20 protein-coding genes, 2 tRNA genes and 1 pseudogene are annotated in these 18,873 nt (G+C 64.7%); 7 read left to right on the forward strand and 16 right to left on the reverse strand.

From position 1 onward, the window contains the following. Window positions 1-97: 97 nt before the first annotated feature. The gene (locus AADX97_RS21585) at window positions 98-841 is read right to left on the reverse strand and encodes a ferredoxin--NADP reductase (RefSeq protein WP_374236088.1); all 744 of its coding nucleotides are present in this window, start codon (window positions 839-841) and stop codon (window positions 98-100) included. 333 nt (window positions 842-1,174) lie between these two features. Here AADX97_RS21585 and AADX97_RS21590 point away from each other — a divergent pair, with 333 nt between their 5' ends. The 4 genes from AADX97_RS21590 (at window position 1,175) to AADX97_RS21605 (ending at window position 4,899) form a co-directional block, all read left to right on the forward strand. Continuing rightward, entirely contained in the window at window positions 1,175-1,684 is a 510-nt protein-coding gene (locus AADX97_RS21590; protein ID WP_374236089.1) for a glutathione peroxidase, read from the forward strand. Window positions 1,685-1,936: 252 nt separating this feature from the next. Further along, window positions 1,937-3,277: a heterodisulfide reductase-related iron-sulfur binding cluster gene (locus AADX97_RS21595; protein ID WP_374236090.1), complete on the forward strand. Its 1,341-nt coding sequence runs from the start codon at window positions 1,937-1,939 to the stop codon at window positions 3,275-3,277. 224 nt (window positions 3,278-3,501) lie between these two features. Then, window positions 3,502-4,083 (forward strand): DUF3501 family protein, encoded by a 582-nt coding sequence (locus tag AADX97_RS21600; protein WP_374236091.1) that lies wholly within the window; start codon window positions 3,502-3,504, stop codon window positions 4,081-4,083. Beyond that, window positions 4,084-4,899: an HAD-IIA family hydrolase gene (locus tag AADX97_RS21605; protein ID WP_374236092.1), complete on the forward strand. Its 816-nt coding sequence runs from the start codon at window positions 4,084-4,086 to the stop codon at window positions 4,897-4,899. Between the two features lie 227 nt (window positions 4,900-5,126). On the opposite strand, the gene AADX97_RS21610 is transcribed toward AADX97_RS21605, so the two are convergent. The 4 genes from AADX97_RS21610 to htpX form a co-directional block, all read right to left on the reverse strand. After that, complete coding sequence (locus AADX97_RS21610) at window positions 5,127-5,438, reverse strand: hypothetical protein (RefSeq protein ID WP_374236093.1); 312 nt, start codon at window positions 5,436-5,438, stop codon at window positions 5,127-5,129. A 50-nt stretch (window positions 5,439-5,488) separates the two neighbouring features. Next, window positions 5,489-6,079 (reverse strand): YceI family protein, encoded by a 591-nt coding sequence (locus tag AADX97_RS21615; protein ID WP_374236095.1) that lies wholly within the window; start codon window positions 6,077-6,079, stop codon window positions 5,489-5,491. A 5-nt stretch (window positions 6,080-6,084) separates the two neighbouring features. Further along, window positions 6,085-6,675 (reverse strand): cytochrome b, encoded by a 591-nt coding sequence (locus AADX97_RS21620; protein ID WP_374236096.1) that lies wholly within the window; start codon window positions 6,673-6,675, stop codon window positions 6,085-6,087. 198 nt (window positions 6,676-6,873) lie between these two features. Then, window positions 6,874-7,761, reverse strand: a complete 888-nt coding sequence (htpX, locus tag AADX97_RS21625) for a protease HtpX (RefSeq protein ID WP_374236097.1) — start codon at window positions 7,759-7,761, stop codon at window positions 6,874-6,876. A 191-nt stretch (window positions 7,762-7,952) separates the two neighbouring features. On the opposite strand from htpX, the gene AADX97_RS21630 reads away from it, so the two are divergent. Both AADX97_RS21630 and AADX97_RS21635 read left to right on the forward strand, forming a co-directional pair. Further along, window positions 7,953-8,028 (forward strand) — tRNA-Ala (locus AADX97_RS21630). 56 nt (window positions 8,029-8,084) lie between these two features. Then, a tRNA-Glu gene (locus AADX97_RS21635) sits at window positions 8,085-8,160 on the forward strand. Window positions 8,161-9,324: 1,164 nt separating this feature from the next. Here the strand turns inward: AADX97_RS21635 and AADX97_RS21640 are convergent. The 4 genes and pseudogenes from AADX97_RS21640 to AADX97_RS21655 form a co-directional block, all read right to left on the reverse strand. Next, a pseudogene (locus tag AADX97_RS21640) lies at window positions 9,325-9,764 on the reverse strand (IS3 family transposase); the annotation flags it as partial. Then, window positions 9,725-10,447 carry a transposase gene (locus tag AADX97_RS21645; RefSeq protein WP_374236098.1) on the reverse strand — a complete coding sequence of 241 codons (723 nt, stop codon included), beginning with the start codon at window positions 10,445-10,447 and terminating at the stop codon, window positions 9,725-9,727. The pseudogene AADX97_RS21640 and the gene AADX97_RS21645, both read right to left, overlap by 40 nt. Before the next feature lie 15 nt (window positions 10,448-10,462). Next, on the reverse strand, window positions 10,463-10,648 hold the full coding sequence (locus tag AADX97_RS21650; protein WP_374236099.1) for a hypothetical protein: 186 nt from the start codon (window positions 10,646-10,648) through the stop codon (window positions 10,463-10,465). Between the two features lie 256 nt (window positions 10,649-10,904). Continuing rightward, complete coding sequence (locus tag AADX97_RS21655) at window positions 10,905-11,414, reverse strand: hypothetical protein (RefSeq protein ID WP_374236100.1); 510 nt, start codon at window positions 11,412-11,414, stop codon at window positions 10,905-10,907. A gap of 229 nt (window positions 11,415-11,643) precedes the next feature. Between AADX97_RS21655 and AADX97_RS21660 the strand changes: the two genes are divergently transcribed. Beyond that, complete coding sequence (locus AADX97_RS21660; protein ID WP_374236101.1) at window positions 11,644-11,781, forward strand: hypothetical protein; 138 nt, start codon at window positions 11,644-11,646, stop codon at window positions 11,779-11,781. 203 nt (window positions 11,782-11,984) lie between these two features. Here the strand turns inward: AADX97_RS21660 and AADX97_RS21665 are convergent, their stop codons facing one another. From AADX97_RS21665 to AADX97_RS21695, 7 genes are all read right to left on the reverse strand, one after another. Then, the gene (locus AADX97_RS21665) at window positions 11,985-12,488 is read right to left on the reverse strand and encodes a phage virion morphogenesis protein (RefSeq protein WP_374236102.1); all 504 of its coding nucleotides are present in this window, start codon (window positions 12,486-12,488) and stop codon (window positions 11,985-11,987) included. Between the two features lie 9 nt (window positions 12,489-12,497). Then, on the reverse strand, window positions 12,498-12,743 hold the full coding sequence (locus AADX97_RS21670) for a hypothetical protein (protein ID WP_374236103.1): 246 nt from the start codon (window positions 12,741-12,743) through the stop codon (window positions 12,498-12,500). Next, complete coding sequence (locus tag AADX97_RS21675) at window positions 12,721-13,527, reverse strand: phage minor head protein (protein WP_374236104.1); 807 nt, start codon at window positions 13,525-13,527, stop codon at window positions 12,721-12,723. The genes AADX97_RS21670 and AADX97_RS21675 overlap by 23 nt, the downstream gene beginning before the upstream one ends. A 223-nt stretch (window positions 13,528-13,750) precedes the next feature. Continuing rightward, window positions 13,751-13,951 (reverse strand): hypothetical protein, encoded by a 201-nt coding sequence (locus tag AADX97_RS21680; RefSeq protein ID WP_374236105.1) that lies wholly within the window; start codon window positions 13,949-13,951, stop codon window positions 13,751-13,753. Window positions 13,952-14,305: 354 nt separating this feature from the next. Beyond that, the gene (locus AADX97_RS21685) at window positions 14,306-14,797 is read right to left on the reverse strand and encodes a GIY-YIG nuclease family protein (RefSeq protein WP_374238543.1); all 492 of its coding nucleotides are present in this window, start codon (window positions 14,795-14,797) and stop codon (window positions 14,306-14,308) included. After that, the gene (locus AADX97_RS21690) at window positions 14,797-15,930 is read right to left on the reverse strand and encodes a hypothetical protein (RefSeq protein WP_374236107.1); all 1,134 of its coding nucleotides are present in this window, start codon (window positions 15,928-15,930) and stop codon (window positions 14,797-14,799) included. Before AADX97_RS21690 ends, AADX97_RS21685 begins: the two co-directional genes overlap by 1 nt. A gap of 115 nt (window positions 15,931-16,045) precedes the next feature. Further along, a complete protein-coding gene (locus AADX97_RS21695; RefSeq protein WP_374236108.1) occupies window positions 16,046-18,823 on the reverse strand; it encodes a putative virulence factor in 2,778 nt (925 codons plus the stop codon). Between the last annotated feature and the right edge of the window lie 50 nt (window positions 18,824-18,873).

Genomic DNA, 18,873 nt, shown 5'->3' on the forward strand with positions numbered 1-18,873 from the left:
AAGCCGCGCCCAGAGCAGGATCCTCGTTGTCGAGTGAGCTCGACGTTTGGCACATCCACACCCCTTAGCGGGGACGCGGTCCAAAATGATCTATTTTTTAATGGTACTGCTCCGTCGTGTACTGCCCTGGCGCATGACGCTTATGGCGGGCCAGACCGCGCTCCTCGAGGATGACCTTCACATCCTTGATCATGGCCGAGTTCCCGCACAGCATCACATGGCTGGTGTGTGGGTCGATGGCCGCTCCGACGTGCGCTTCCAAGCTGCCGCCCGTCAAGAGATTGGTGATCCGGCCCGAGAGCGCATCCGGAACCGTCTCGCGACTCACCGCCGGCACGAACCTGAACCGCTCGCCACGGCGCTCGGCGATCGCCGCGAGGATCTCGCCATAGGTCAGATCGGTGGCCTGACGTACGCCGTGGACCAGAACGACGCGCTCGAACAGATCCCAAGGCTCCCGCGAACGCAGGATCGAGAGATAGACACCAAGTGCGGTCCCGGTTGCGAGCAGCCAGAGCGTCTTCGTGGGCTTGACCGTGTCGAGCGTGAAGATGCCGCCCGGCTTCTCCGACAGCCAGACCTCGTCGCCGGGATTCAGATCGGACAGACGCGGCGTCAGCGGGCCTTCCGGCACCTCGTTGAAATAGATCTCCACCGGACGTTCCTGCGGCGGATTGACCAGCGAATAGGGTCGACCCACGCGATCGCCCTCGATATCCAAGGCGACCTTGATGTACTGCCCCGCCTTGAAGTCGGCGACCGGACCGTCGAACTGCATGCTGTAGAGTCCGTCCGTCCAGGCATGCTTGCCCGTCACCTTCGCTTTTACCCAGTCGCTCATAACCGATCCTGCTCCTCGTTGATCCCAAAAATCCTGTCGTCGTGAACGCACGCACGCTATCGTCGAGGTACTTAACGACACTCGAAACGACATCCTCCAGTAAGGTTCGGAGGTTGGTGCCCGCCCCCCGTTTTCAAATCACTCTTACCACCTCTCCTCACCTCTCCCGTTCTCGGCACGGAGGCGACGCGTCGCCTCCGTGCCGAGAACGGGATTGTAATCGGAGTTTTGTGCATCACCTCGCGAAAGACCAAGCAGGACGAAGCATGACTGAGCTCGGAGAGACTTACCCCGATGATCAAGGCCACACTATTTGCACTAGGAATCGCCGCCATGAGCTCTACAGCAAGCGCCGCCAACCCAACCTGCTCGCCCTTGCTCGATATCGAGATGCGTCGACTCGCAGGCGCGGAAGTCGTCAACCTCTGCGAAGCCTACCAGGGTAAGGTGATTCTGATCGTCAACACCGCAAGCAAGTGCGGCTTCACCTCGCAGTACGAAGGACTCGAAGCCCTCTACAGCAAGTACAAGGACCAAGGGCTCGTCGTGCTGGGTTTCCCGTCCAACGACTTCGCGAACCAGGAGCCGGGAAACGAGGAAGAGATCGAGAAATTCTGCCGGCTGACCTACTCGGTCGAATTCCCGATGTTCGAGAAGGTGAATGTTAAAAAGGGTGCCGCATCGCCGCTCTTCGAGCGACTGGCCGTTGCCGGCGCCCCCTACCCGAAGTGGAACTTTTACAAGTACCTGATCGATCGGGACGGAAAGCTCGTGGAGCATTACGTCAGCTTCACCAAGCCGGATGACCGCAAGGTCGTTAGGGCGATCGAAAAGCTGCTGTGACGAACCGGCGCGGTACGGTTCGTCTCGACGATGATGTCGATTCGCTCTGTCGATTGGTACGCCGACACCGACCCGTCTAGAGTTAGGATATCGTCCGGACTGAGAATCACGGCATCCGTCGTCCGGATCGGTCCGTCTGGGCCCTCGGGAACATCCAGCGAGCGGATGGAAACCGGCAAAGCACCCAAGGGTGATGGCCGGGTCTCGATTCGGCTGGACTGCGGATACCACCGATTCAGGGGAGGCTACAACATGGCGACGTCAATGAGCCGGGAGGGGAGTCTCGAAGCCCCGACCCGTCACCCGCTCGACTGGCAAGGTGCTGATTTCTATGATCAGGCTTCGCTCGATGAAGAGCTGGAGCGTGTCTTCGACATCTGTCACGGCTGTCGCCGCTGCGTCAGTCTCTGCCAATCCTTCCCGACGCTGTTCGATCTGGTGGACGGGTCCGAATCGATGGAGGTCGACGGCGTCGCCAAGGACGACTACTGGAAGGTCGTCGACCACTGTTATCTCTGCGATCTGTGCTACATGACCAAGTGTCCCTACGTGCCGCCGCACGAATGGAACCTCGATTTCCCGCACCTGATGCTCCGTGCCAAGGCCGTGAAATACCGGCAAGGCAATGTCAAGATGCGCGATCGCATCCTCACCAGCACGGATGCCGTCGGCTCCCTGGCCGGCATCCCGGTCGTCAACGGGCTGGTCAACGCAGTCAACGCCAGCGCGGTCGGACGACAAGCACTCGAGGCCGTGCTCGGTGTCCACAAGGACGCACGCGTACCCCCCTATGTGAGCGGCACACTGCGTAAAACCGAAAAGGCGCGTATGGGCCGCAAGGCCGTCGGCGAGCCGGCCGGGCCGACCACCGGTAAGGTCGCGCTCTTCACCACCTGCTACGGCAACTACAACGAGCCCGGCGTGAACGCCGACCTGATCGCCGTCTTCGAGCACTCGGGCATCCCGGTCACGCTCCCCGAGAAGGAGCAATGCTGCGGCATGCCCAAGCTCGAACTCGGCGACTTGAACGCGGTCAAGGCGGCGAAGGACGCCAATATCCCGGTGCTCAAGCGTCTGGTCGACGAGGGCTGGGACATCGTCGCCATGGTCCCGTCCTGTGTGCTCATGTTCAAACAGGAGCTTCCCCTGATGTTCCCCGAGGACGCGGACGTGCAGGCGGTCAAGGCGCACATCTTCGACCCCTTCGAATACCTAATGCTCCGGCACAAACACGGCAAGCTCAACACGGATTTCAAGAAGCCGCTCGGAAAGGTTATCTACCAGGCGTCCTGCCATCAGCGGGTCCAGAACATCGGGCAGAAGACCCGTGAGATTCTGGCATTGGTGCCGGACACGACCGTGGAGATCATCGAGCGTTGCTCGGGCCACGACGGCACCTACGCGGTGAAGAAGGAGTACTACGCCTCCGCGATGAAGATCGTGCGACCGGTTGCCGGCCGCGTCGAGAAGGCGGCACCGGACCACTTCGGTAGCGACTGTCCGATGGCCGGCGCCCATATCGCGCACGCACTCGGCAAGGACGGCGAGCAGCGCCATCCGCTGAGTCTGCTGCGGATGGCCTACGGGCTCTGAGCCGCGCTGAACCGCGTCCGACGGGACAGTGAAGCCCGGCGTATCGAGTCGGAGTTGGTGGTTCATGAAAACATCGGTGGTGACGCGGTTCAGGGTGGGAAAAGACCCTGTTCATTCGGACAGCCGGGGACACGCCGGAGATCGGCGCGAAGCGGCGACAGCCCGGATTCGACGACCTGCACGAGTGCGGCGGCATCGACATCTCAATCGGTTAGGAGACGACTATGCATTTGACACGAGACGACCTTTACAGCCTCGAGAAGTACGCGGAGGCTCGCGGTGATTTCCGCGCCCGCGTGATGGCCCACAAGAAGCATCGTCAGGTGGCGATCGGCGCCCATGCCACACTCTATTTCGAGGATCGCCTGACCATGCAGTATCAGATCCAAGAGATGCTGCGGGCCGAGCGGATCTTCGAGTCGGCCGGAATCCAGGATGAGCTGGACGCCTACAACCCGCTGATCCCGGACGGGAGTAACTTGAAGGCGACCTTCATGATCGAGTACGAGGACGTGGACGAGCGACGCGATGCCCTGACGCGGCTACGCGGTATCGAGAACCGGGTGTGGGTCCAGATCGCCGATTTCGATCGGGTCTATGCGATCGCCGACGAGGACATGGAACGCGAGGACGCAACCAAGACATCGGCCGTGCATTTCCTGCGCTTCGAGCTGACGGCGCCGATGGCCACGGCGATGAAACAGGGCGCGAAGCTCGCGCTCGGGACCGATCACCCGGAATACGGCTATCAAGTCGAGGCAACACCCGAGGTCCGTGAGTCGCTTGCCCGCGACCTCGACGACTGAATGAAACGCCCTCGGCCCCGCGCCATGCTGCTCGACATGGACGGTCTCCTCTTCCACGGAGACCGACCACTGCCGGGCGCGCTGCGGCTACTCGACCGACTGCGATCGACACCCCACGCCTTCGTCACCAACAACCCGATCCGCACGCCCGAGCAGGTCGCCGACGCCTTCGGCTCGATGGGGCTGCCGCGACCGGAGCCGGAGCGGATCATCACCTCCGCCTTGGCCACGGCTCGCTGGCTGAGCCACGTTCGACCCGGATTCCGTTATTTCGCTGTCGGAGCCGGCGGGCTGGACGCGGCTCTACGCTCGGCGGGTACGCCGGACGCCGAGTGCGCCGACGTGGTCGTCGTGGGTGAAGGGCCGGGGCTTGATTTCGAGCAACTCACCGTCGGCATCAATCTCATGCTGAGTCGGGGTGCCCGTCTGGTCGCCACGAATCCAGACACCGCCGTCGACGGCATGCGCGACGGCCGTCATCTGGTCCTGCCCGGCGGGGGCGCTTTGGTCGCACCCTTTGCGGCCGCAACCGGGGTGACGCCCACCTTCGTGGGCAAGCCCGAGCCCCTGCTCTACGAGATGTCGCTCGAAATCCTCGGCTGCACGGCGGCCGAATGCATGATGGTCGGCGATCGTCCGGATACGGATATCGCAGGTGCCGAGCGGCTCGGGATGTGGACCGCGCTCGTGCGCACCGGTCGATTTGCCCCGGGACGTCCCTGGATCGAAGGCATGCCGCCGCCGGATTACGATCTGAACAGCCTGGATGATCTGATCGACGTCCTGGACCGGGATGCCCCGGGCCTGCTTGCGTGATCCGTTCCCCCGACGCAGGGCGAACGAACAAAGACATCTCAACCGCGTCCAGAGCGAGATGCTCATTTTCGAGTGAGCTCGATGTTTGGTACATCCACAAACCCTTGCGGGGGCGCAGATTAAAATGATCTATTTTTTGATCTCTTAAACCGCGCCGACTCCGACGGTGATCATGCCTGCCGGGGCCGATCCCATCCAAAAACATCGCATACCGCGCCGAGCGCGGTTTAAGGCGCCGTCAATCGCGCGTCGCCGATGATGTCCGCGTGTCGCTGCTGCGCACCCGTCAGGGTGTTGCGAACCGTCACGTCTCCTTTATTTATACCACGAGTACAGACATGCGCCGCGACACTTGACTCCGCCGCCAGCGTCGCCGACATCACGACCCGTCGGCAGATGTTGTCGACGACCTCGATCATGCGCTCATCGAAACCGGGATTGACGATATGGACCGTGATCGGCTGGCCCAATCCACCCGCATAGGGCATCGGAACGATCGTGAGGAGAAGTAGGCCGAGCAGGATGACGCGATGGTGCATGGTTCGATCTCGTCGATGGTTGCGAGTGACAGAATCATAGCGCCTGCGACTTACTGCCGAACCCCTTCAATGGACAGAATCATCTCCACGTTTCGGGCGGCCGGCCCCAGGTCGTAGTCGATCCCGAAATCCTTGAGCGCGAAGGTCGTCGTACCCTGAAACCCGCGACGATATCCGCCCCAGGGATCCGGCCCGTTGCCGATGCGCTGCACCTCGATCCGCACCGGCTTGGTGATGCCTTTCAGGGTCAGCTCACCCTCGAGCACCGAGTTATTGAAGCCGGTCTCCTTGTAGGACGTCGACTTGAAGGACGCTCGAGGATACTTGTCGACCTCAAGGAAATCCTTGCCGCGGAGATGCTTGTCGCGCTCGGCATGATTCGAATCCAGGCTTGCCGTGTTGATGGTCAGCTCGACCCCGGAGTTGCTCGTGTCCTCGGTGTCGTAGGTGAAGGTTCCCGAAAAGTCGTTGAAACGGCCGTACAGCCAACTGTAGGCGAGATGCTTGACGCGAAACTGCACGAAGGCATGCCCGCCCTCGGTGTCGATCACATAGCGCTCGACCGCCGCCGTCGCGACGGCAGGGATCGCGGCGGCAATGGCCAGACACCAGATCGCGATCGGCAACGCTTTGATCTTCATTGTTTTTATGCTCCTCTCCTCGAATGTGCATCGAACCGCGACGGGCGCGGAGTACGGCGCCCGAGCATCCGCAACAGCGTGCGGTCGCGATCGATGAAATGATGCTTCAATGCGGCAAGCGAATGAAGTCCGGCCAGAACGATCAGGGCGATCGCCAAGGCTCGATGGACGTCCCCGGCAATGTCGGCCTGTCCGGCCACACCCGCGATGGTAGCCGGAACACTGAAGAGGCCGAAGACATCAATGGCCCGCCCGTCCGCGGTCGAGATCAGATATCCCGCCGTCATCACCGCAAACAGCAGGACGTACAAGAGCACATGCGTGACGGCCGCGGCAACGCGCTCCAGGCGCGCGTGCGTTGGATCCGGGACCGGACGCGGGTTCACCAGCCGCCAGCCGAGTCGAGCCAGCATGACGAGAAAAAGGAGGATCCCGACACCCTTATGGATGTCCGTCGACCGTCGATACCAGGCGTCGTAGTAGGTCAGCTCGACCATCCACAGGCCCAGCGCGAAGAGGCCGACAACAAAAACGGCCACAAGCCAGTGAAGCACCACGGCAACCCATCCGTAGCCGTCAGCTGTGTTTTGCCACATGACCCCACCCGTCTCGGAGACAGCTCACTCCGCTCTGCAATTCCTAAGGAGATGGCGACCGGGTCGCGTCATGCCAAGCGACGAAGACACACAGCGCCGATCGCGGCAAAAAAATGAGCGCCCGGCTGAAGCCGGGCGCTCGTTATAGAACCAAGGTCGGCGGCGACCCGCTCGATTCGGCGAGCCGCCCACCGGCGATCAGCCGCGCGCCTGCTCCAGGGCCGCGATCCGCTTCTCCAACGGCGGATGGCTGGAGAACAGCGCCTTCAGGCCCTCGCCGATATTCCCCGAGATGCCGAAGGCCGCGAACTCGCCAGCCGGAAGATCATGCGGCTGGTGGACACGCTGCAAGGCACGCAGCGCATTGGCCATCTGGGTCCGGCTGCTCAGACGCGCCCCGCCCTCGTCGGCCCGGAACTCGCGGTAACGCGAGAACCACATCACGATCATGCTCGCCAGGAAGGAGAGCAGGATCTCGGCGATGATCGAGACGACGAAGTAGGCGATGCCGTGGCCCTCTTCGTTCTTGAAGACGACCCGGTCGACCGTGTGGCCGATGATGCGTGCCAGGAAGACCACGAAGGTGTTGACCACGCCCTGGATCAGCGCCAGCGTCACCATGTCGCCGTTCGCGACGTGGCTGATCTCGTGGCCTACGACCGCCTCGACCTCTTCCTTGGTCATGTGCTGCAGGAGTCCGGTGCTGACCGCCACCAAGGCATCGTTGCGATTCCAACCCGTAGCGAAGGCATTGGGCTCGGGCGAGTCGAAGATGCCGACCTCCGGCATCTTGATGCCGGCCGCCTGGGACTGGCGTGCGACCGTCTCCATCAACCAGCGTTCGAACGGGGTGGACGGCTGCTCGATGACCTGCACGCCCATGCCACGCTTGGCCATCATCTTTGACAGGAACAGCGAGATCAGCGATCCGCTGAAGCCGATGATGGCCGCCATGATCAGGAGCGCACCCATGTCGAGCCCGCCGCTCTCGAGCAGCAGCCCGTCGATCCCCAGCAACCGAAAGACCACGCTGATGACGACGAGAATCGCCGCGTTGGTCGCGAGAAACAATAAGATCCGCATCATCGGTGTAGACTCCTTGAGGGTAGATTCTAATGCGCGCATAAGATGCACCGGCGGCGCGCCCCGCACAAGCCCGCGAGCGGGCCATTGCCCGGCTGCCCAGCATATTGGGTCGCGCCGCCCGCAACAAAGCATGAAAAGCAGTCTGGACAAACGAAAAGTCCACCGGTAATATTCCGCGTCTCGACGACATCGGGGCCATAGCTCAGCTGGGAGAGCGCAACACTGGCAGTGTTGAGGTCGGCGGTTCGATCCCGCCTGGCTCCACCAATCAATCAAAAGGATCCGGCACCATGATCACAGTCGGAACTTCGAAGTCGGTCACCGTCCCCATCGTCTAGTGGCCTAGGACACCGCCCTTTCACGGCGGTAACCGGGGTTCGAACCCCCGTGGGGACGCCAATCAAAACTAAAGGGTTAGCATCGACTAACCCTTTTACTTAGGCTGACGGGTAACAGACGGGTGAATCGAGTTTCGCGAAGTAGATTCACCACTTTGGCATCCAGAATATCGAAGAGTCCCACCGAGACATCCCTCCATCAGCGGCAAGCGTTGTGCCATTCCGCCGCCTGCAGCATTGACGTAAGCGTCATGCTGGGCCATCAGTAGCTCGAAGGTCCGCCAACGCATGCCCTCGCTCCCAAGCCGGGGCCGTCCAGAATAGCGGGCTTCCATCCCAAACGTTGTCGAACGGTATCCGCCCGTCGCGCCGCACGGTCATTGTGACTTTCGCGCTGACATTCGCAGGCAAGACGATAGCAATGCCGACAGGCGAAGATACCGACGCGACCGATGTAGAGCTTCGCCACCCGGCGTCAGCAACCCTCTGACTACGAGCAGGATCGACGGATGATCGCACCGGGCGATAGCGCGTACGGCACGTGGACGAGCGCTCACCGTGGTCCGCGGCGGCAAGATCCTCGATCGCGCACGGAACTACACGACGCATTGTCGCTCCCGAAAGCCGGCGCCTGCCGAGCTCACCTTTCGGTCCGCCGACGAGAGCCTCCCCGACGGCCCGCATGATCGAACGCAGACAACTCGCTCGGGTGGCGATAGCGGGACTCCTCATCCGATCCGCTCCGGAGCGACGCTGCCCGGCGAAGTCGATGCCGAGGACGTCCTTCTCGCGCACGCCGACGATGCGCCCCTCGCCGACCACCCGATGGCGGATCCGATCGTTGACCGCCCACCGCGGCGAGCCATCCCCCCGCCCTCTCCGTTCGACGCCGTGGATTGCGCTTTCGACACGGCATAGCGTTCGGGGATGCCGACCGCCTCCGGATCGTGATTCAGCAGGCGGTCGCTTCGGCCACCGCATCGGGGAGCTTAGCGGCGGGCTCGGTTACGGAGAGCCGTTTCGACACGGCGTCCCCGAGCGACGCCACGGTCCGGAGTCGCGGTTCGACGACGAAACGGCCGGTGGGCGTGCGCGAGATTCTGGAGCCTCGCGACTCGTGGCCCTCCCATGCCGCATTCCAGCGCTCGCCGGGCGGGATGTCTTTGGCGCGGGGGGAAGGCCACGTATGAGCTTCCCTCGGTTCTTCGTCTTCCAAGGGCAGGGTTCATGCGACCTGTTTTTCTCCCTCCCGAGTGTTGATCCAGTCCTTCAGAAACAGTGCCGGGGAAGTGTAACCGAGGGTGGAATGCAAACGCTTGCGATTGTAGAACACCTCGATGTACTCGAAGGCTGCGGCCTTCATGGCGTCGCGGGTGGCGAAGCGCTCCCCGAAGACACGCTCGTTCTTGAAGCTGTTGAACCCGCTCTCGGTCGGGGCGTTGTCCCAGCAGTTCCCCTTGCGGCTCATCGAGCAGACCATGCCGTACTGCGCCAGCTTTTCCTGGAACGCATGGCTCGCGTACCGGCTCCCCCGATCGGAATGGTGGATCAGCCCGGGGGCGGCTTGCCTCGAAACCAACCCATGGTCAGCGCGTCGGTGACAAGGTCGGCCGTCATGCGCGGCTTCAGCGACCAGCCCACGACCTCGCGGTTGAACAGGTCCAGTGCTTGATCGCGGGGTTGTAACGCACCGCGAAGTTGGCCACCTCCAGATAGGCCCAAGCCAGATACTTGTTGCCGCTCTTGGTGTTGCCCCGGCCCTTGCGTTTGCCGTTGGAGAGCCGCTCGCTGCCGACGAGGCGACAGTAGGAGGCATAGTTGCCGACGCGGGCAAAGCGCTCGATGGGTCCGGTTTCCAACAGGATCGTCAATCCCAGCACCTGACCAATGCCGCTGGTGCCGAGCAGATGCCGGTACTCGGGCCGGCCTCTGACTTGCGCGCAGGCCTCGCGCTCCAACAGATCGATCGCCGCCTCTTGGCCGCGCATGGCCAGCAGGGTGCTCTGCACCGCCAGGGCCAAGTGCGCATCCGGCAGCAACTCGCCCACGGTCTCGGGCGTCAGGCGTCGGATCGCATTGGCGCTCGGCAAGCGCCCGCGGTTGCGCGAGAACAGGTTCTGCACCGCCAGGACGTTGGCCGTATGCTGCTGGACCAGGCGACTGCGCCGTCGCAGCAGATCACGCACGGCGCGCTGTTCCTTGGGATGGATACAGCCCTCCGGCAACAGCCCAAGACGCAGCAGTTTGGCCAGCCAGGCGGCGTCGGAATCGTCGTCGCTGTACTTCAGCCCGCTGTACTGCACGATCGCCGCGGTGTTGGCCAAGTGCACCCGATAGCCCGCATCCATCAAGGCGTCGACCAGTCAGTACCAGTTGTACGTCGATTCCACCACCAATCCCGTGATCGCCTCGCGATACGGTGCCGGGGATTCCAGCACCAACGCCGCGTCGTTCGCCAGCCGCTTGCGATACACCACGCGGTCCTCTTCGTCCAAAAGGGCCACGACGCTATTGTTGGAATGCAGATCGATTCCGCCGTAGAGTTTCATCGTCGACTCCTCCCGCCGGGTCTCCAGCTCTGGTGTTTTCTTCTACCTTAACTGTAGGCCCACGGGCGGGGTCGGCTAGATGATTATTTTGAGTAGGCCCGGCACTCCCCGGACGGTAGGGGGAAGTTTGTGTTCTCTGTTTGCCGCCTAGTTTCCTGGCGGTGCCACATGATCTCGCCCGTGGTCCAGGTTGCGATCCGGCCCCTCTCGGAACCGGACAAGCGGCTTTCCCACATCCGGCTCCTCGGTCGGTCATTCAACAAGCCTCCGCTCTTCGAAAGGGATTCAGGTCGATGCGGATACGCACGCGCGGCCACTGAACCTGCCGCAGGACGGCGTTGTAGCCATTCCAGTTGTACGCCTTACGCTGGCTCTTGCGGTTGAGCCATCGGCGTAGAATGCGCGTGGCGTGATAGACGTAGCGCGAGCAACTGCGTGCATTGTCCGTGATGGCGTAATAATTGAGGTGTCCCTGGACCCGCGCCTTGGCGCGGGCGAGCATTTCTCCTTTGGTCTGCTTGGGCCTGGCGCGACGCGCCAACTCCTTGAACGCCCGCAGGCTGGCCCCGAGCTTCTTGCGGCTGGTGCGGCGCTTGACCTTGAAGTAACCCTTCTTGGTCTTGCCGCAGTAGTGGGTGAAGCCGAGGAAGGTAAACTCCTCGGGCTTCTTACCCCGCGTCTGCGCATTCCGCCGGGCAGGGTCGGCTTCGAGCGTCACCAGGCCCTCGTCGGCATCGGCCAGGCTCACGGGGGCGAGCCCCAGCACGGCCGGGACCGCGGCACCGAGAAAACAGACGTGGCGCAGGGACCAGACGCCCGGCGCCGGGTTGGCCGGATGGGTCGGGGCCAGAATGAGGCGGAGACCTTGGAGTAGCGCCGGGCACGCACGGCCTCGGCAAACTCCGCGGCGACGTCGCGGGGGGGGCGGCGCGCAGGTCCTCGCCCTGCGCGGACAGGCCGGACACCCAGCCCCAGGCGGGGCCGTTGTCGACCGGATGACCGACGACGAGGGGCGCTTCGTGCCGGGCAGGATCGTAAGCCGCGGCGGTCTCGGCCAGATCCGCGGGCGTCAGGGTGACGCTCTGCCCGGCCATCGCCTGGTAGGTGCCGGCGCAAAAGATGTGCAGGAGTGAGGGGGTGCTCATGGCGGGCATCCTGCCCCGGCGCATCGAGCGGATCAGCTAACGGGAGTTACCCGCTTTCGGCTCGCCTGCGGGTCTTGCGCGAGACGCCCGGAGGATCGAGCGCGCGTGCGGGTCGGTTTCCGTTTTAAAATTGGCTGTAAGTAGTTTAAAAACTCTTGGCGGTGGTGCGGCAGGGCAAGGGGTGCGGCGCCTTAGATGGCCGCTTTTGCGCCCGCACCCGAAAGGTAGTCGCTCAGGATGTCCGCGATCGCCGCCCGATCGTCCGCGGAGACGCACAGGAAAGGCCGCGCGGGGATGTCGCCCCAGGGGATCGGGCCACCGCGCTTGGTGCGTCCGCTCGCGCCCTTGGGCTGGCCGAACTGCTGCACGGTGGCATAGATGCGGTTGGAGCCGACCTCCACCGCGCGGCCGCCGTCGGCGAGCTGCCAGCGCATCTGGCCTTGGAGCATGCCGGTCTGATAGAGCGGATTGTCCCGCCTCTTGCGCGCGATGGTGGTCTCGCTGTTGCGTGCCCAGGGCGTGCCGTCCGGGGCGCGCTTCTGGGTTTGGCCGAAGCGGGCCTTGGTGGTCTTGAGCAAGTGCTCGCCGATCTCGCTCAAGGCGGGGGATGGATCCGCCACGGACGCGGCGAGCCGTGACAGCGTCGCTTGGAGGGCGGCGTCGTCCAGGTCGATGGTGATGCGGGTGCCGGCCATCAGGCGCGATTAAGCCGCCTTGCGCGCGGCAAGCAACGCATCCGGGTCGAAGCCGTCCATCCCGAAGTCGGCCGGGTCGATACCCAGCAGCGCGGCTTGCTCTAAGGCCACGGTCAAGACATCGTAGTAGGCCGCTTTGCGCCCGTGCGCAAACTCGCCGGTTTCCGCTTGAGCGTGCTCGCCGGCTTGCCGCGCGGCCAGCAGAACCTCTTCGAGCACGACGAGTGCGGCTTCACGTTTTGTCGTTTCGCTCACGGATGACACCCTCCAGGATTTCGATCAACTGCCGGTGACGAGCAATATCGGCGGGCCATTTGTACTCTTGGTGATATTTGACCTCGTCGGGGTCCGCGTTATCCGCCGGAAATTTTTCATACGGCGTCGCGATCCACGCCTCATGCAGCGCGATTTGCTTCTGCAGCGACCTGATGGCCTTGCGCAGCTTCACGGTCGTGAGCCTGCGCTGCTGCTTGAGCCAGCCGTGATGGGGCCGCCCGGGGACTTGGGCGACGGTATACGCATCGATCGGCATGTCGTCCAGTATAGCCGCCTCCTGCGGAATCGGCTGCTGCATCGCCCTGCCGACGGCAGTCGGATAGCGTGGCAGCGCCGGCGCCTCCGGCACATTCACCGCCGCCTGCATGAAATCCTTGCCGATCTGGTTCGGCCATTTGCCGGTCTTGGCGGCGATCAGTCGGTTGATGTCGTCGCCCACGCTCGCCCCCGACGCATAGTCCCACCCCTCATCGGCGGTCCAGTCCGCGGGCGGGGCATCGGGGCCGGTCTTGCCCAGACGGCGCATCTCGCGCTCGGAGACGCCCTCCAGCCAGCATTTGCACCCAAACCCGTTCGGCGGCGCTGCATGCTGCAGGAAAGGATCGTCGGCCCTGAAGATCTTGTCGTCGAGCGCCAGATGGTGCGGGCGCGGGACCATCACGTTGTCGTTGTGCTTGTAGCGCAGATACGGAAAGCCGGCGGCCTTGAGCTGCGCCGATCGACCGGCGGCGTAGCTGGTGCGCAGGTTGGTCTCGTAGATCACGCGGGTGCGCCAGGCGCGGCCGGCCTTGGTGCCCTCGCCGACGGATAGGAAATCCAAGCCACCCTGAGCGTCCAGGTTGGCCCGAGGCAGGAGGTTAGCGGGGCTGACGGCCGTCGAGAGCGGTGCAGGCGCGAGCGTTGCGGGGTGCGGGGGCTCGCATCGGCGGCGCAGCGTGGCGCCGGGAGACGAGAGGGGCTGTACCGTCTTCTGTGAGAGACGGCTGCTACCACACGATGCGCTGATCAAGCTCGAAGTCGGGCTCAGGCTTTTTGAGGAGGTCCCAGTCCGGCATCGGCTCGGGAGCATCGGCCCAGGCGGGCGGTCCGCGCGCGGGCGTGATCCGGGGCGGGCGGGACGGCTCACCGATGTGGGTGAGAATCTGCTCGACGGGCGCGGCATCGGTGATGAACGCGATGATGCGCATGTCCGCACCGCAGTTGGGGCAGACCAGCGGCAGCTCTTTTTGCCGAACAACCGCTGCCGCAGATCGTTGATGATGGCGTCCTTGAGCGCGAGTTCCTGCTTCAGCTCCTCGATTTGGGTCTTTGCGCGAGCATACTCGGGTTGGTCCTTGCCATCGTTCATCCACCACCCGACCGCTCGGCGTTGAGCGCCAAGAGGCAAGAGGCGCCGAAGTATCTCCGCCTCGTATGTCTTGCAGGAGAAGTCTGGCTATCCGTAAGCCGCAGCAACAGTCGCACCAAGCGTCCTTTCGACGCTGTCGAGTCCTCGTCGGTCGCGCGCTGTAGAGGTTGGTCAGGGTCAGCGGGTACCCGACTCAGCCAGATCGTTCCACGAGCGCCGCGGTTGCCGTGTCGTAGAGGTACTGCGTGATGGTCCCGTCCCGGATCTTCTCGACGGCCTCGTCAATCACATGCCGCGGTACGAGAAACCATTCCCTGGGAACCACGGGGAACCCGAACCGGTCCTTGATCTCGATATCCAGACGTGCCGAGCCGAAGATGCGGTGGATCAGGTTTTCCAGCTTGGTCCGGTTGATGTTGTACAGCTTATAGGTCGCGACCACCTCCACATCTGCCATGAGGAAGGTCGGGTCGAGCTTGGCATTGGCGATGCGCTTTCCGACATCCATGCCGGTCACGCCGATCTTGTGGATCAGCTCCCGGTTCTCCACGATCAACGGCAGCGTTGACTGGCTGCGCAGCACATAAATCGTCCCGCTCTCGTGATCCTCATCGTCGGCAATGCCCTCGAACAAAGTCATTTCAATGAGATGCAATCCATTGGACAGATCGTTCGGCCATGGCATCACCTCTCACCGCCCAGGCTTTCAATCGATCGGGATTCTTCCTGGTCACCCCCAGCCGCCGCCTTCCGCAGCCAACCAAGCCCCGCCTCGTGGGTCGGGCCGGAGGGCTCATGCTCGGCCATGAGCTGGCCGAGGCGGCGCTGGACCTCGATGTCGCCGGCTTCGGCGGCGTCGCTGTAGTAGACGATGGCGTAGGGAATGTCGGGGGCGGCGATGCAGGTTCCGGGGCGATGGGAGAGCGGGTCGTAGCGACGCGCAAGGCGGGCCGCGAAGGTGGGATCGGCGTTGGCGGCTTCGCTGTAGAGGGCATAGGCGGCAGGGCAATCGCCGGCTTGCTCAAGTTGCTCGGCGCGCTCGAAAATGGCCGCGGGGGTCGGGCCGTCGGCGAGGAAGCGGCTCGCCAGCGCGATGCCGGTGAGGCTGGGATCGGGTTCCGGAGGGGGTATCGTTTCACCCAATTGCGTCGATCCCGACTCGTCCTCCGGGGCGGGCGGAGGGGCCGGGCTCGGCTCGACAAGCTCAGCGACATCCGGATCCGACAGCGGTGTCTCACCGAACCATCCGAGCCACCAAGCGCCGACACCGCCGCCGGCCGAGAGCAGGACGGCGGCGAGTGCGAGCCACGGCCAGCGTGCGGCGGGGCGCGGGGCTGGTCGGGGATCCGCATGACCCTCGAGGTCGAGCGAGAAGTCGGCGGCGTCGGAAACAGGATCGGCGTCCCGCGTGGACTCGGCTCCGGGTCTGCGGACGCTGATGGTCTCCTCCAACGGATCCCTGGATGCCGAGCGCGGTGCAGCGGCGCCGGATCCGATCAAGTCGCCGCGGATCCGCAGGGTGCCGGCGTCCTCGACGCCGTCGAGCCTGGCGACCACGCGCAACGGCGCGCCGCCGACGCCGACGATGCTGTCCACCAGGTCGGCGCCCAGGGTGAGCCTGAGGCCGTCGGATAAGGGCTCGGCGGTGAAGATCGGGTGCCAGTGCGGTGTGATCTGCCATTGGCGATCGAGCCCCAGGTAACGCCCGTCATTGCGTTGCAGGGCGAGCGAGACCGTCTCGGGGCTCGGCCGTGCGCCCCCGATCAGCAGCCGGGCGGAACCCGGACCGGCCGGGTGGAGATCGATCTTCAGGGCCATCGGGTCTACCTGTGGTCTTTGGGGTATGAATGTGTTGACGGGATCGCGTGGTCATGGCGATTTCCAGGCATCGGCATCCGGGCTGCGCAGGGCTGCCGGCCTTGTTCGGGGCGACTCAAGTCGCCCCTACAGCCCCGCCGGGGCTGCTGCCGGCGACCAAGGCGAGGACCTGGCCGAGCCGGGCATTCTGCTCGGGCGAGATGTCGCGCCCGGCGGCGTGGCCGGCGTTGGCGATGGCGAGCGCTCGGAACGCCTCGAACCAGTCGACGATGAAGAGCGCGGGGAAATTGACCGGGGTCGCGGGCAACACAGGCATGCTGCGAGGCGGGATCGGCGGGGGCGGGGCGAAGACCGGGCGCTGTTGGCCGACCAGAGAGCGCGGGCGGTCGTCGGGCGCCAAGTCGTCGCTGCCGAGGTAATCGATGAAGCGATTGATGCGCGTCGCGGTGACGTAGACCTGACGCTCGGCGAGCTGAGAGCGCATTGCCGCGGTCTGGGACTCGGCGCTGTCGATCAGGCCGATCAGGGCTTGATCCAGACCCGAGCGGTCGGCGCCGGTGATGAGCTCGCCGATCAGGTCTTCGAGCGCGCCCTTGTCCAGGCCCATGTGGCGCAGCCAGTGCGGATCCTCGGGCAGCGCCTTGAGGTGACCGACCCAGTAGCTGAGCACCGCACGGACGAAGCGTGCCGCGTTCTCGTTGGTCGCCGCGGGGGGCGGTGTATCGGCGGCGCCCTTGGTGGACGCACGGTCCGTACCCGAGGGATAGCCGGACGAGGCCCCGCCGAGCAGGGCATCCAGATCGATCAGGCCGCCGTCGCCGCCGGGCGCCGGGGTGCGGACCGCATCCGGCGCGGCGGCCGAGGTCGCCGGTGCCGGTTGGCCGGCCGCGACGTCGGCACGCAGATAGAGCGCGCGCAGCCCCTCCTTGGGCGGCTGCAACGCGCCGAGCAGGGCGGCGAAGCGATTGGGTCGCTGACGCAGCGCCCCGACCACCCGATCGGCGAGGCGGCGTTTGTTGTCCACCTCGGCCGCACCCTCGGCGCGGAAATAGGGTCCGAAGCGGTGCCGGACGAGCTCCTCGATCCCCGCGTCGAGCTGCTCGCCGATCCGGGCGAGCTTACCCTCGGGCGCGGCGACCCGGCCGAGATAGTCGGCGAGGCGCGCGATGCCGCCGTCGTTGAAGCTCAGCATGGCGTCCCAGGCCGCTTGGGGGTCCGCGAGATGCTTCTGAACCGTCGGATCCTCGCAGAAGGTCCGCCGCAAGAGATCGAGACGCGCACGCTGGCCGGGCAGGATGGCCTGCTCGCCGGTCTCGTCGGTCTCGATGACGGCAGTCGCCATGCGCGGCTTGCGCACCAGGAAGAGGTTGGCGAAGGGCTTGCCGGGCGACCATTCACGCAGCCAGTCGTAGGCGCCGAAGCGTTCCAGCAGGGCGAGCTTCATCATGCCTTCCCAGCCCTTGCGCATCAGGTCCTCGGTCTCGCTCGGGACGGGGTTGAGGCGGAAGTCGAACATGGTGAAGGCCCAGATGAGACCCGGATCGCGGCGCGCGCGGGTGGCCGGATCCGCACCCTGAGTGGCATGGACCCAGGTCTCCAGAACCGGCCCCAGGTCTTTGACATCGCTCTGCTTGTGCGAGGGGGCACAGAGTACGAGGAGGTTCATCTCCTGGTCATCGGTGTAGCGCTCGAAGAGGAAGGCGACCTTGCCGCGCAGCACCAGTTGGGCGACCGGGTCGACCTGGTCGTCCTGGAGCTGCTTGCGCACCTCCGCCAGATTCGCAACCGCGAGACGTCCGCGATAGCCGGGGAAGTCGAGCAGATCGACCTGCTCCAGTAGCCCGGTACGCGGCGTCTCGGCGAGCACAAAGCGCAGCTCCGTCGTCAGGGCCGCGAGCAGCGAGCGCGGCAGAGAAACCGCCGGCAGCAGGGTGTCGCCGCGACGCGGGACGATCTCGATACGGTCGGCGTCGTCGCGCCCGAGCCGCTCCAGGATGTCCACATTCATGATGCTGTCGCCCTGGCTCAGCTCGCCGCTCGCATCGGTGCGCACCAGCGCGGCGAGCGGGGCATAGGCGGCGTCGGCGTGACCGGCGTCGGCCAGCCCCCGGCGCAGGGCCAGATAGGTCTCGGTCAGCTCGCGCACCTCGCCCCAGAGCACGGAGAAGAGCGCGGCGCGGTCAGGCGGCTCCAGATAGGGTGCGAGCGCGATCGCGGTCGGCCAATAGTCGGCCTTGAGCTGCTCGGTGGTCTTGGGGAAGCGTTTCTCGAAATATTCGAGCAGGTCGACCACGTCGTCCTCGCTCACGCCCCCGGTTGGCGCGGCGGTGCGGCGCGCCTGCAGGGCGGCGAGGTGTCGACGCAGATGGCCGGGCGAGAGGTCGACCTCAACCTGCTCGCGGTCGAAGTCGTTGAAGAAGGCGTTGCCGAGCACCTTGGCCAGATCGACCTCGGAGAAGAGCGACAGCTCCAGCGGATAGCCCCGCGGTGCCGTGCTCGGCCGGCGGGTGAAGCGCGTTACCAGCCCGGTCGCCTCCTTGCCGTGGCCGGGCGGGTTCACGTGCTGGATGAAGTTCAGCCGTCGGCCCTCGACCTGGGTCTCCAGCTCGCCGCTCTCCCCTGCCGCGAGGGCGGAGATCAGATAGGACTTGCCGGCCTGCGACAGGCCGAAGAAGCCGACGCTGACCGAGCGACCGGCGGCGCGTCCGAGCCGGGTGGCGAGGTTGCGCGTGCGCCTGAGCTTATCGGTCAAGCTGTCGGACTCGCGGTCGAGCCGCTGGGAGTGACGGCGTGTCTCGGCCACCCAATCGATCGCCTCGCCGCTGCCCTCGTACAGGGCGCGGCTGCGGCGAATCAGGTCGGCTGCGCGTGACGCGTGCGATGTCTCGGTCATGGTTTCTTCGCTTGATCACCCATAAAAAGGCAGCGCCGTAGGTTGTGCTG

The organism is Thiocapsa sp. C2-2m (assembly GCF_041903745.1).
Lineage (GTDB): Bacteria > Pseudomonadota > Gammaproteobacteria > Chromatiales > Chromatiaceae > Thiocapsa > Thiocapsa roseilacustris.

Bases quoted from the DNA above. Each gene is read 5' to 3' on its own strand.
- AADX97_RS21695 (WP_374236108.1), bottom strand. From the start codon at position 18,823: ATGACCGAGACATCGCACGCGTCACGCGCAGCCGACCTGATTCGCCGC.
- AADX97_RS21585 (WP_374236088.1), bottom strand. From the start codon at position 841: ATGAGCGACTGGGTAAAAGCGAAGGTGACGGGCAAGCATGCCTGGACG.
- AADX97_RS21660 (WP_374236101.1), top strand. From the start codon at position 11,644: ATGACCGACGACGAGGGGCGCTTCGTGCCGGGCAGGATCGTAAGCCGC.
- AADX97_RS21650 (WP_374236099.1), bottom strand. From the start codon at position 10,648: ATGAAACTCTACGGCGGAATCGATCTGCATTCCAACAATAGCGTCGTG.
- AADX97_RS21610 (WP_374236093.1), bottom strand. From the start codon at position 5,438: ATGCACCATCGCGTCATCCTGCTCGGCCTACTTCTCCTCACGATCGTT.
- AADX97_RS21600 (WP_374236091.1), top strand. From the start codon at position 3,502: ATGCATTTGACACGAGACGACCTTTACAGCCTCGAGAAGTACGCGGAG.
- htpX (WP_374236097.1), bottom strand. From the start codon at position 7,761: ATGATGCGGATCTTATTGTTTCTCGCGACCAACGCGGCGATTCTCGTC.
- AADX97_RS21680 (WP_374236105.1), bottom strand. From the start codon at position 13,951: ATGCGCATCATCGCGTTCATCACCGATGCCGCGCCCGTCGAGCAGATT.
- AADX97_RS21685 (WP_374238543.1), bottom strand. From the start codon at position 14,797: ATGCCATGGCCGAACGATCTGTCCAATGGATTGCATCTCATTGAAATG.
- AADX97_RS21615 (WP_374236095.1), bottom strand. From the start codon at position 6,079: ATGAAGATCAAAGCGTTGCCGATCGCGATCTGGTGTCTGGCCATTGCC.
- AADX97_RS21590 (WP_374236089.1), top strand. From the start codon at position 1,175: ATGAGCTCTACAGCAAGCGCCGCCAACCCAACCTGCTCGCCCTTGCTC.
- AADX97_RS21645 (WP_374236098.1), bottom strand. From the start codon at position 10,447: ATGGATGCGGGCTATCGGGTGCACTTGGCCAACACCGCGGCGATCGTG.
- AADX97_RS21595 (WP_374236090.1), top strand. From the start codon at position 1,937: ATGGCGACGTCAATGAGCCGGGAGGGGAGTCTCGAAGCCCCGACCCGT.
- AADX97_RS21690 (WP_374236107.1), bottom strand. From the start codon at position 15,930: ATGGCCCTGAAGATCGATCTCCACCCGGCCGGTCCGGGTTCCGCCCGG.
- AADX97_RS21665 (WP_374236102.1), bottom strand. From the start codon at position 12,488: ATGGCCGGCACCCGCATCACCATCGACCTGGACGACGCCGCCCTCCAA.
- AADX97_RS21620 (WP_374236096.1), bottom strand. From the start codon at position 6,675: ATGTGGCAAAACACAGCTGACGGCTACGGATGGGTTGCCGTGGTGCTT.
- AADX97_RS21605 (WP_374236092.1), top strand. From the start codon at position 4,084: ATGAAACGCCCTCGGCCCCGCGCCATGCTGCTCGACATGGACGGTCTC.